7 protein-coding genes and 1 pseudogene are annotated in these 12621 nt (G+C 31.5%); all 8 read right to left on the reverse strand.

The features are described 5' to 3' along the window. Positions 1-24: 24 nt before the first annotated feature. The 8 genes and pseudogenes from NF27_RS00130 to NF27_RS00160 all read right to left on the reverse strand — a co-directional run bounded on the left by NF27_RS00130 (position 25) and on the right by NF27_RS00160 (position 11074). Positions 25-2898 carry an ATP-binding protein gene (locus NF27_RS00130; RefSeq protein ID WP_039454502.1) on the reverse strand — a complete coding sequence of 958 codons (2874 nt, stop codon included), beginning with the start codon at positions 2896-2898 and terminating at the stop codon, positions 25-27. A 230-nt stretch (positions 2899-3128) separates the two neighbouring features. Further along, positions 3129-7943, reverse strand: coding sequence for a tetratricopeptide repeat protein (locus NF27_RS00135; protein ID WP_039454505.1), 4815 nt, complete (start codon positions 7941-7943; stop codon positions 3129-3131). A gap of 257 nt (positions 7944-8200) precedes the next feature. Next, positions 8201-8431, reverse strand: coding sequence for a helix-turn-helix domain-containing protein (locus NF27_RS13355; protein ID WP_458692785.1), 231 nt, complete (start codon positions 8429-8431; stop codon positions 8201-8203). Beyond that, positions 8405-8738, reverse strand: a pseudogene (locus NF27_RS13360) (recombinase family protein); the annotation flags it as partial. The gene NF27_RS13355 and the pseudogene NF27_RS13360, both read right to left, overlap by 27 nt. 54 nt (positions 8739-8792) lie before the next feature. Continuing rightward, positions 8793-9143 (reverse strand): PIN domain-containing protein, encoded by a 351-nt coding sequence (locus tag NF27_RS00145; RefSeq protein WP_053332439.1) that lies wholly within the window; start codon positions 9141-9143, stop codon positions 8793-8795. 11 nt (positions 9144-9154) lie between these two features. Next, positions 9155-9403, reverse strand: coding sequence for an AbrB/MazE/SpoVT family DNA-binding domain-containing protein (locus tag NF27_RS10915; protein WP_053332440.1), 249 nt, complete (start codon positions 9401-9403; stop codon positions 9155-9157). A gap of 241 nt (positions 9404-9644) precedes the next feature. Then, complete coding sequence (locus tag NF27_RS10920; protein WP_053332441.1) at positions 9645-10694, reverse strand: ankyrin repeat domain-containing protein; 1050 nt, start codon at positions 10692-10694, stop codon at positions 9645-9647. An 80-nt stretch (positions 10695-10774) separates the two neighbouring features. After that, on the reverse strand, positions 10775-11074 hold the full coding sequence (locus NF27_RS00160) for an HU family DNA-binding protein (RefSeq protein ID WP_039454507.1): 300 nt from the start codon (positions 11072-11074) through the stop codon (positions 10775-10777). Positions 11075-12621 lie beyond the last annotated feature (1547 nt).

Genomic DNA, 12621 nt, shown 5'->3' on the forward strand with positions numbered 1-12621 from the left:
GCTAAGATAATTTAATGCATATATTTAAATTATATAAATATCCCTGCTCTTCAATTCTTGTTCCATCCTATAAGCATATGATCTACTCCCTACTATTCCACTCTCTACTCCAATTGCTTCTCTGTACTGTTCATGATTCTTTCCTATCCCTATCTCTTCCTGTATTCTTATGCATTTCTTTAGAACTGCACTTCCTCCATCCATGTTATTTTTAGCTATATAGATCTTTGCTATCTTCAAATATGCCTCACTTAGATCTAAGCTTCTACTTCCCTTATCTGTTTCTATCTCAACTGCAGTTACATAAAATCTTAAGGCCTGATCATATTCTTCCTTAATCAACAACAACCTACCCATATCATTTAAGTACTTTGCTTGTCTTGTATCACTCTTCCTATTCCCTTCTGTAAGATAATTAAAAACATCTTCAGAAGTTATGGAACTCCCCTCACTTTTGTCTATGTAATCTTTATACATTTCTTGTACTGCTTTATCACACTCCTTTTTCTTCTCTTGATATAATATCTTGCCTACAGCTATTTTCTGTCTGGTTCTGAATTGCTCACTCCTACAACTCCACTTATTTTTATCTTCTATCTTGCGCTTAATAAGATCATCATACTTACTTATGATTTTCTCCATCTCATTAACGCTAGCCTTTGTCTTCCGTTCGAACTCTAATACTCCATTCCTCTCTACCAAGATACTATCCATATAGTAATCGTTATACTTTTCCTCAGCTGCTTTTAATGCATTTGAACTATCCTGCTGCAGTTCTTTATCAATAATTTCCCTTACCTGTACTGCTTGCTTTAAATACTGATCATATTTGCTTACACTTCCTCCAATATCAAAGTATGTTCTCCCTAAGTGATATAATGTTTGCGCATAGATGGTAAGTAATCCTTTATTCCCTTCCTTTAACCCTTTACATATTAAGTTGAAACATTCGTTTTCATTTTCTCTCATCATTCTTTGAGTATAAAATATATTACCTTTATTCTTTTTTGCTTCTGCATTTAGATCTTCAAACCTCTGTAAATCATCAGTACCTAGATTCTCTTTTGCTATAGATTCAATATTCTTTTTTAATACTTCCCTTGCTTTTCTTGATCTTCCCGTCATCATATAATGTGAAGCTTGTGCTATTCTAAAATACTTACTCTCAATGCTTCTCTCAATATCTTCCCTTTGGGTAATAACATTCTCAATATGTGGGATAAATAATGCATTATTATTTATAACATTCTGGCTGGTATTATCCCGTTTAAAGTTTTTTCTAAAAAACTCTATTATTTTATTTAATCTTGACGACCTGTCGTCTATCTCTGCTTCTTGGAAGTATTTAACCACTGATCTATGCAGTTTCCATTGATTGTCAGATCTCTCTTCCAGTAATGCATACCTTTTTAACAACTCTATTGCTTCTATGAATTCACTTTCTTCTCTTTTCTCCCCGACTCTAAATCTTTTCCTTAATAACTCTATTTGTATGAAATCAGGATTTAAAAACTGTATAAATCTTAGTATTTTTTTTGCTAAGGGGTTATTATCAATGGCAGCTATAGATTTTTTATTTATAACCTTATTAATTTCTTCATATCTAATCTTCACATTCGGGTATTCTCCATCCTTTAACCCAAGCTCTTTTCTTATTTCATCAGTATATGTTTTTATTTTTTTCTCTTCACCTCCTTCCGTTTCTCCCTGGGCAGCTATATATAATGCTGCTTTCTTAATTGCATGCGGTAAATATCCTAAACTGGCTCCTAGCCTTTCTTTCCATTCTCTTCCTGCGTTATGCTCTCTATGATCCTTACCTAACATCCGGTCAATCAGATCATTTGTTTCTTCTTTACTAAACCTATATGCCGGACTCGTAACATCAATAACACCAATGCTATATCTTCTATCTATAGGTATTACTTTGAGATCCCTACATGTGATTAATACTCTTCCTTTTTGGCTAGCGCTTGCAGGTATGTAGTTACTAATAAATTTGTAGTCTGCACTTTCCGATGCTTTTTCATTATCAAGGTTATCAAATACTAACAACCAATGCTCTCTATGCTTTAATTCTTCATGTACTTTAGAGATTAGCTTTTTATCATCATAATCCTCTGTTCTAATGCCCAACTCTCTAGCGAACTCCCGATATTGTCGTTTAAAATCAAGTTCATTTTCAACTCTAAATATTTTAACCGTTAGTATATTGTCAGGAAGCATGGCGAGCATTCTCTCGCTATACTTTTGGGCATATTCTTCAGCTAATTCCGATTTACCGCTTCCTTGCACTCCGGTAATGATAATCTCTTGAATTCTACTTTCCTTTTCTAATACTAGAAACTCTTTCTCTAAGTTATTTATTGCTTCTTTCCTTTCAACAAAAACTTTATATTCACGTGTTGGCGGGGCAATATTCCTAAGCTCGAGTTCCATCCGTTCAGCCCCTATTATTCTCCTAACCTCCTTTTGTTTCCTCTCAGTATAAATAGGAGGAATTAAGGTCGCCGCACTAAATCCTACTAAGGTACTTAAAAATGTAGCTGCTCCATCTACTGACCAGTCTTTTAGTTTATCACTCAATTCCTTAAATCTATCTTTCCTTACCGGTTCAGGCACAGTACTATAGTTTCTTTTCAAATCTTTTTTGTTTGCATTATATAAAGTACTTCTTATCTTCCCAACCTTACTTAACCCATAACCGGAACTAAATAATGTCGTAGTATTATCATTACTATAGCTTATTCTTCTAAGTTGTCGTACAACTGTAACTTCTCCTGTTAAGCTTTGTAGCAAAGAATCAACTCTTTGGCTTTTTATAAATTGCTCTGAAATATCTATGTTAGTTACTACTCTTCTTAATCCTATATTGCCAGTATGCAAACTGCTTCTCATTTTCTTACCTATATTTTAAATATATAAAATTATTAGATTCTATAATCTATCTTAGCAAACCTAAAATAATTTCCTAACAACCAACCTATTTCTCGGATAACTCGTTATATATTTTTTATTTACAATATTTATTTTGTTAACTTCTTGGTATAAGTGCTATTATAGCTTAAACTCATATGCTTAGCTTTTTGTGAATTGCTGTATTTGTCTTTTTAACTAAATCTTATGGACTATTTTTCTATTCCTTCTTGTTTACTGCAAACAATTTCATCTAATATTTCCTGGTATATCTTTGCTTGAAAGTTAAAGCCTAGCTCTTTATATGCTGCAATTAGTAATGTTAAAGGCACTTCAGAATCCTCTCTCTTTACACTTTTTACCATGGTATCAAAATTCATTACTGCTTCTTTAGCTTTTCCTTTTTCATTACGAAGATTATGTATTTTTACTAGCAAGTAATAAGCTAATATGTATGGTTCAATAGACACATTATCTCTCTTATTAAGCAGTTCTTGTAATGGTTCTACTATCGTTATTTTTTCCAGTTGATTGTATTCTAAACCTGAGCCATCTTCTTTAAGTTTAATTGCATTATTTAGTAAACTTTCTATTCTTATATATTCTTCTGCATTACTGGTATCATGACACTTAACTAAAAACATTGAGTATTCTGTATATAATGCTGAACTTGCTGGTTTATCTGATTCTAAGTTAATTGCTAACTCAAATACCTCTTTTGATTTACTAATGTATTCTTCATACTGCTCCATATTATTATTTTTATATAAGCTAATTGCTTTAGCATGATACATACATGCTAAATTGTGCTTTATATACCTTACTTGAGGGTCAAGTTTTTTACTTAGTACTTCATAGCAGCTAATAGCTAAATCTAAATCTTTATTATTCCAAAATATATCGGTCAAATACATTATATGTTGCTTCAAGTGATCCACTTCTATCCCTACCAAGGAATATAGCTCAAAACCTTTTGCATCATTATTTAGAATCATTTCTCTATTTGCTAAAAGCATAGTACATTTTTTTAATAAATACTTTGTGAGTTGATGCTTAGGATGGTTATCGATAAGTTCTAACATCACTAACATATCGTAGGATTGTTTGCTATAATCATATGCTTCTTGATAGCGCCCTAAGCTTACTAAAGTATTACCCATATTGGTTAATGAGCCTGCTATATCAGAGTGATCATCTTTATATACTCTCCTCATCATATCTAAGCTTTCTTGGTGTCTCTTTAATGCTTCTTCGTAGCGTCCTAAGCTTACTAAAGTATTACCTATATTGGTTAATGAAGCTGCTATGTTAGAATGATCGTCTTTATATATCCTTTTTTTCATATCTAAACTGTCTTGCTGCCTCTCTAATGCATCTTCATAATTTTTTAAGCCTTCTAATGCATTACCTATATTGGTTAATGAGTCTGCTATTTCAGAATGATCGCCTTTATATATCTTCTTTTGCATCGCTAAGCTTTCTTCAAAACTTGCTAAAGCTTCTTCATACTGCCCTAAGCTTCCTAACACAATTCCTATATTGTTTAATGACCTTGCTATATCATGATGATCGCCTTTATATATCTTCTTTTGCATATCTAAGCTTTCTTGGTGTCTTGCCAAAGCTTCTTCATACCGTCCTGAGATTCGTAAAACATTTCCTATATTATTTAATGAAATTGCGATATTACTATGATCACCTTTAAATATCCTCTCTTGCATCGCTAAGCTTTCTTGGTGTTTCCCTAATGCATCTTCATATAAACCTAATTTTTGAAAAACATATCCTATATTATTTAATGAGGTTGCTATACCAGGATGATCGCCTTTAAATATCTTCTTTTTCATTTCTAAGCTTTCTTGGTGCTTCTCTAATGCATCTTTATATAAACCTAAGATTTCAACAATATTTCCTATATTGGTTAATGAAGCTGCTATAGCAGGATGATTACCTTTAAATATCTTTTTTTGCATCGCTAAGCTTTCTTCAAAACTTGCTAAAGCTTCTTCATACTGCCCTAAGCTTAATAGAGTATCACCTATATTACTTAATGAATCTGCTATAGCAGGATGATCGTCTCTATATATTCTTCTCGTCATCACTAAGCTTTCTCTGTATTTTTTTAATGCACCTTCATACCGCCCTGAGCTTTGTAAAACATTTCCTATATTGGTTAATGAATTTGCTATATCAGGATGGTCGTCTGTATATGTTCTCCTCGTCATCACTAAGCTTTCTTGATGGCTTTCCAAGGCTTCTTTATACTGCCCTAAGCTTAACAATATATATCCGATATTATTTAATGAGATTGCTATATCAGAATGATCGCCTTTATATATTCTATACCTCATATTTAAACTTTCTTGATGGCTTTCTAAAGCTTCCTCATATCGTCCTAAATTTTGCAAAACATATCCTATATTATTTAATGAATTTGCTATATCAGGATGATCGTCTCTATATATTCTTCTCGTCATCACTAAGCTTTCTTGATGGCTTTCTAAAGCTTCTTCATAACGTGCTAAACTCTGTAAGACATTTCCTATATTGGTTAGCGAAGCTGTTAGGTTCGGATGATCACCTTTATATATTCTTCTCGTCATCACTAAGCTTTCTTGATGGCTTTCTAAAGCTTCTTCATAACGTGCTAAACTCTGTAAGACATTTCCTATATTGGTTAGCGAAGCTGTTAGGTTCGGATGATCACCTTTATATATTCTTCTCGTCATCACTAAGCTTTCTTGATGACTTTCTAAAGCTTCTTCATAACGTGCTAAACTTTGTAAAACATTTCCTGCATTATTTAACAAAGATGTTGTATTAGGATGATCGCCTTTGAATATTTCTTTTTGCATTTTTAAGCTTTCTTGATGTTTTTCCAAAGCTTCTTTATGCCGTCCTAAACTTCGTAAAACATTCCCTATGTTGTTCAATGAATATGCTATAGTTGTATGCTCTTCTTTATGCTGTAATTTTACATATTTATGTATCTCTTCATATAGCTGTAATGCCTTTTCATTATTTCCTACTAAATGATACAAACCTGCTATACTTTCCTTAAGAAAAATACTTATTTCATTAGGATTTATCTTCTCGAACTCCTTTATTGCTTCATAATATTTTATAAATCTTTTATATATATATCCTTTAATTACTGGAGTAGTACCTACAAAACTTACCTTCTTATATAGTTCTCTTAATTTTTCTTGGTTCTCAGTGCTACTTACCGTTATACTTAAAGGTAATATTATATAGTAAAAACTATATAATATTCTTATGTCTTTAATATAAAACACCTCTTCAGTTTCAGCTTCCTTTAACTCTTTAATCTTTGATTCATATCTTGCTGATGCTGATAGGTCTTCTTTACGACTGTCGTTATGCGCATATGTCCGTAACCTTAACTCAGTTGCTATACTGAGTGCTATCTGTAATCGTTTAAAATCCCCTTTATCTTCTTCTCGCTCTTCTTGTTTAAGTAAAAATCTCACAATCTCCCAACCATTATTTCCTATATTCCCTATACAGTCTCCTAATGCAATTAATATCCTATCTGGAAATCTATATATTTCTCTTTTAACTTTTAATATTTGGCCTTCTTTATCTCCACTAATTATTTGACCAAATGGATTTAATTCTAAGTTATCCTTTTTTAATATTGCAAAAGACTTTTCTTCTATTTTTTCTCTATAATCTTCTAATTTTGTTTGATACTTTTCTATTAACCTTTTACTGCCTGATATCGGTACTATATGCCATAAAGCTTGTACCAATGTCATATCATGCTTCTCCCATGATGCATCTTCTTGAAACTCCAGCATTTCTGATATTGTACCAATTAACTCATAATTTTTATATTGGGTTAGCTCTTCTCTTCCTTCACTTTTTATTACTCTTCTATGCCCTTGCCTTCCAAGCGGAGTTTTACATCCATCGGGCAATGTAGCATCAAAACAAAACCCCTTAGGACTCAACATATCAACAAACCAATAATCCTCAGCACTTCCTATCCTGCTTAAATCATTAAGCTCTTTAATCCCTTGGTAATTTAATACCCCTTCTCCAAAGTTTATTACTTTGATATACATTAATGTTGTAAGGCTTCTAAAGTATTCCTTAACTTCTTTTGCTTTTTCTTCATCTAATCCTTCTTCTATTGCTATCCCACACTCTATATCCGACCAAGGTGTCATGGTTCCTAGCGCCATAGAGCCCATACCAAAAGCTGCATACTCTACTTCTCTTTCTTCCCCTGTTCTTTTATCTATTACCTTTGGCAATCCTCCTAATTCTTTTATACAGTTGTTCAGTAATTGTTTGATTAACCCGTTGTCTCCTATAAAGTATTCTCTTATCTCTCCGTATATTCTCTCTACTTCCTCTGCTCTACTTTCTAACCCTTCTTCATCCAGCTCCTCTTCTCCTTCCTTTATCCCTAAATCTTCTATCCTTTTTAATTCCCCTTTTACCCATTCCCGATGTTCTTCTAATCCGGTTTTATATTCTCCGATTCTCTCTAAACTTCTTTTGCCGCTATACCCTTCAGATAATTGTTTGTTATTACCGTATTGCTTTATAAATTCCTCTTCTACCAATCCTATTTTATTCTCTACTTCCCTCTTCCGGCCTTCTTTATCAATTCCATCAGGTAGCTTATCTATTATATTAAGTACGTACTGATATATTCCTACTGCTTTTGGGTAATCCAGCTTATCTTCCCTTTTAGAATATATATCCCCTAACTTTAAGAATAACTCATACTCCTGCTCATAATAATTACCTACATTTATTCCGTTGTTACATGCCTTTAACCCCTCTTTTATTTTATGTAAGCATTCTTCTATATCTTCCGCTTCGTATAGCTTATTTACTTCTTCCCTTATCCCCTCTATTTTTTTTAACGTTTTATCGGCATCTAAGAAAATTGTATTATTTTTATTTTCTCTAGTCTTTGAATAAATTTTATTTTCTACAACACTAGTTTGAATACCTGAGGTTGAAGTATGTAAGGGATCAGAAAAACGCATATAATTAACCGAATATTTAGATTAATACTTGCTTTAAGTATTGTTTGATTAATTATTACTTAACAATAGTTAACTTATTAATTTATATTGTTCTTATGTGAACTTATAAGATTAAAAGAAGCTTGATCAACTTGATAGGAGAGCTTAAATGCCTATGTTTTATCACTTTTGAATATTCTTAATACTTTAAAATGACTTTTGCTTTGCCTCTAAGAATATTTAAAATTCTTTTTCTCATAATTTAATTATCTTTATTATTAAAAATTAACTGACTTAAAGAGTAGCGACCTACTAATCTTAAACATCTTACATATCTCTGCTATGCTATTACTCTTATCTGCATATAACCTTCTCATCATCAACAGCTCCGGCTCACTTAGCTTCTTAGGCCTTCCGCCTAACCTTCCCCTTGATCTTGCCGCACTTAACCCCGATAAGGTTCTTTCCTTTATTATATCTTTCTCAAATTCTGCAATAGCTGCAAATATATGAAAGAATAACTTACCACCTGAAGTAGTGGTATCTATATTTTCTTGTAATGACTTAAATCCTATATCCCTACTATTTAATTCTACTATCTCATCTATCAGATGCCTCAATGATCTTCCTAACCTATCTAGTTTGTATACTACTACTGTATCTAAACCACTTCTTACATACTTTTTTAGTTCCGTGTATTTAGGCCTATCTGCCTTAGTCCCGCTTATCTTCTCTGCACCCTGCTTTCTTTAGTGCATCTATTTGCATATCTAAGTTTTGATCACTAGTTGAAACCCTTGCATATCCTATCAACATTATCTTACCACTATTATCTCAACACCCTGGTAGTCTATTTCTTTCCATATCCTATCAGCCGTCACTATAGGTAACCCTGTAACTATACCTGCTGCTATGCATGCTCTGTCTCCTAGTGATAATCCATATGGTTTTGTAATACTTACCCATCTCTCCGGCTATTCCTGCCTGATGTTCATCAAAGGGTATTATCTTTTCTACTGCTTTATATATATACTCTAAGGATTGCTCTTTGCTTATATCTTCATATTCTTTAAATATCTTAATTGCTTCTGAAAGATTGACGGCTGATAATATTGACTTAGGCATATATTTGGCTACTAACTCCCAACCCTCCTCTTGATAAAAGAATGCCATAAAGGCAGAAGTGTCTATTATTATATTTCTATATTTATCTAAGTTCATATTTAATTACTCTACTCTACCTTATTCTCTTCTCGTCTCATTTTTATTATTTCATCAGTCATAGAAATTCCTTCTTTTTTCCTACTGGCAAAGAAGCTTTGTATTTCTCTTATTACATCTTGGTATTTAAGAAGCTTTATTTCATTATCAATTTTACGTAGTACTAAAGTATCGCCTGTATTTACATTTATCTCCCTTCTAAGTTCTAGTGGGATTAATATTCTACCACTCCTATCAACTTCTGTTCTGAAATCTGCCATGTTATATTTTTATTATTATTTATATATAATAAATAGTAACCACAATGCTTTATATTGTCAAATAGAGTAAATAGTAATTATAAGTAATTAGGAATAATCTCTATACTTAATAAATATAGTATATTTATCTACTTTGATTTAGACATTGGTTTATACACTGGAAAGTTATTATTTTGCGTACACTACTTAGAAAAACTTAAGCAGTGTATAAAACGATCGTTTCTTACACTCTTGGGTATTATTATTTTTCATTATTACGGGAAATTATAAATTCCCTCTTTAGAGCTCTGCTAATCCATGAGTTTGCTTCACGCTTAGTTGGTAATACTTCAAATCTTGTATTATTTGTTCTATCAATCAGACAATCCATAATCTTTTCTTTTACTTCATCAGGAATTAAAATCTCCTCTAATTCTAAATTATTTTCTCTTATTCTTTGAAATATATTTGTATATCCTGCAAGTTCATTTGTAGATCCATTAGCTATGTGTTGTTTTATAATATTAAAAAGCCTAGGTACTTTCCTGTTCTTTCCACCCTCGCCTTTCTCTTCTACTGGCGTTTCAATTTTTATTTTTTTATCTTCTTGCTGTTTTTTGTCTATAGTCTCAATAATAGGGATAATGTGATCGAGTCTCAGACCATTTTCAATTAAAAAATATAGGCACTTATAATATGAAGAATACCTATTTTTACTATGCAAGTTATTTAACATAATTTCTAAATCATTATCCTGTAAACTTAGATTCTCTATATTTATTTTTTTCTTTATAAAATTGTCAATAACAGGCACTATAAAAGAATGATTCTTAAGATCATTAACCAACATGTTTTCCAGAACTTCACTATTAGTACTATCTTCTATGGCGTTCGGTTCAATTAACCGGAACTCTTCCAATACTTGCATGCTATTATATATTATAGCTTTTATAAAATCCTTATCTTCAATAATTTTTAATTTTATTCCCTCTAATAAGTTTTCATATACTTCTAATGGTGAAAAAATTGCACCATTTCTACATAATAACTCTATAGTTTGATTATAACCTTCATATGCAGCAAGATGTATGGCAGTCTCTCCTTCATTAGTTTCTACATTAACATTCATACCTTTGCTTATCAGATACTCAATTACCTCATTATGCCCTTCTAATGATGCTAAATGTATGGCGGTAAATCCATCCTCCATAGTATATTTTAACAAAGTAGGATCCTTGTTAACAAGGTTTATAACTTTCTCCTTATCCCCATTTTCTACTGCTTCTAAAAATTGAACATTCTTTTCAATCATATTTTCTCCCTTTAATTTCAAGAAGTGGTTAGCTAAATATAAGTAAGCTCTAAAGTTTGTTTAAAATATTACTGTATTTATTAGCTACTAACTTTATTAAGTTTTTTAATAAGTTCTTTACTTGGTTTAAAGCATAATGCTCCTTTATTACCAACTTCAATTTTTTGATTAGTTCTCGGGTTCTTTGCAAGCCTTGTAGTTCTTTTTTTTACCACCATAGAACCAAGTCCCCGTAGTTCGACTCTGTCCCCGCATACCAATGCGGTTGCGGCTTCCTGAAAAAAAGTATCAACTATCTTTTCTATTTTACTTAACGGCATTTCGCTATTAAATTCTTTCAGTCTTACAACTATATCTTTCTTAAATACACTTTTACCCATAAATTAGTTTAATGACTCTAATTAAAATTTTAATATTATTAAAACTTATCTTAAAACTAATCTATTGAAGTTGTAAATTAATATATTTTATAAAATATAANTATATTATTTAAATTTTAATTACATACTAAGGTACCATTTGAAAATACTGACAATACTGTAAATTAGGATTAAATCTGAATGAGTCTTCCAACTATAGCTATTAACTTANACTCCTATCTGAACCGCTTAACTGATAATACATCAGTACTTCATATACCTTCTCTAATCTTTGCAANATCACCTTCNTTACTAAGACAGGATAATNTCAGTAGTATCTTCGGCTATCCTGTGTTCTGTTTTCTCTTTGTGCAGTAATTTGTTGTGTNTATGAAAAAGNGAGGGAATCNTTATTACTATATCTTTCTTTATAAGTATCATTGTTAGAATTATATAATTNCTCAGCTNTTGCTACAACTCTCNTGNTAAGGTCAAATATTGAGGTATNACCTTGAGACTNAAAAAAAGAATGTATTTTATCCAATATCTTATGTAAAGAATCATCATATGAAAGCAATGGTTTATCATTACATAGTTTTCTTAATCTAATAACAGCATCTGCAGGGCTCAAAAAATCCCCCTTGCTACCCACACATTTATATCTATCATTATTATACAAGTATGAAATAATCGCCCGGGAACAAAGATGAACTTCTTCATATATCCCGGTATCTGTTTTTACATTCAAGATACCCAAATATACTATAAGCGACCCACTTAATGTATATATACAGCTAAGCTTTTGTTGAAAATTGAGAAGAAGTTCTCTTTCAAATAACTTGCTTATAATTTCTATANCATTTGCTCTTTTTTCATATAATGAAGGATTAAGTTGGAATATATCAAGCAGGTAGTCTGCACATTGTGAATTGCAATAATTACTATTTATACCGGCTGTTGTTCGCATACATAAAATTTCTTTACATATCTTATTAAGATATTCAGTAGTCGGTGCTGATAATTCTGCTTGGTTAAGAACCTTCTTCAAAGTTCTGACTAGTGGGAGAAATATGTTTAGCTCTATTATATCGTGCTCTGATTCTCTTCGAGTATAAATTTCTATTTTTTTTGAAACTAGATTCTCATAGTATTGATCAACATTTCGTGCAAAAATATTATTTTTTTGCTTAAGGAAAATATATAGCTTATGAAGTATAATTAATTTCACGGAATCACGTATATCACTTCTTCCTAAGCAGGTATCTAACGATATTTTAAAGTTATGCCGATCCCCTGCTCTACTTGAATTGATAATTTCTGTAAGGTTTTTAAATAAAAATTGTTTTATTGCCGGAGTTATACTTTCTTTTTTAGAATCACGCATGTCATTTTCCAGATTATCAACAATTCTAAAAACATCGGACGCGGTATTAGTAAACCTATAAGAATAATTGACCTTGGATGCTGAATAGCCTGGTTTATAATCTCTCATAGTAATAGCATAGTTTATATTTTTATTATGCTTCAACATTACAAAAATATATAATAGTTTGCTAGATATTACGGCT

Source organism: Candidatus Jidaibacter acanthamoeba (assembly GCF_000815465.1).
GTDB classification, from domain to species: domain Bacteria; phylum Pseudomonadota; class Alphaproteobacteria; order Rickettsiales; family Midichloriaceae; genus Jidaibacter; species Jidaibacter acanthamoebae.

Excerpts from the sequence above, each read along its gene's own strand:
- NF27_RS00130 (WP_039454502.1), bottom strand. The coding sequence starts at position 2,898 with ATGAGAAGCAGTTTGCATACTGGCAATATAGGATTAAGAAGAGTAGTA.
- NF27_RS00135 (WP_039454505.1), bottom strand. The coding sequence starts at position 7,943 with ATGCGTTTTTCTGATCCCTTACATACTTCAACCTCAGGTATTCAAACT.
- NF27_RS00145 (WP_053332439.1), bottom strand. The coding sequence starts at position 9,143 with ATGAACTTAGATAAATATAGAAATATAATAATAGACACTTCTGCCTTT.
- NF27_RS10915 (WP_053332440.1), bottom strand. The coding sequence starts at position 9,403 with ATGGCAGATTTCAGAACAGAAGTTGATAGGAGTGGTAGAATATTAATC.
- NF27_RS10920 (WP_053332441.1), bottom strand. The coding sequence starts at position 10,694 with ATGATTGAAAAGAATGTTCAATTTTTAGAAGCAGTAGAAAATGGGGAT.
- NF27_RS00160 (WP_039454507.1), bottom strand. The coding sequence starts at position 11,074 with ATGGGTAAAAGTGTATTTAAGAAAGATATAGTTGTAAGACTGAAAGAA.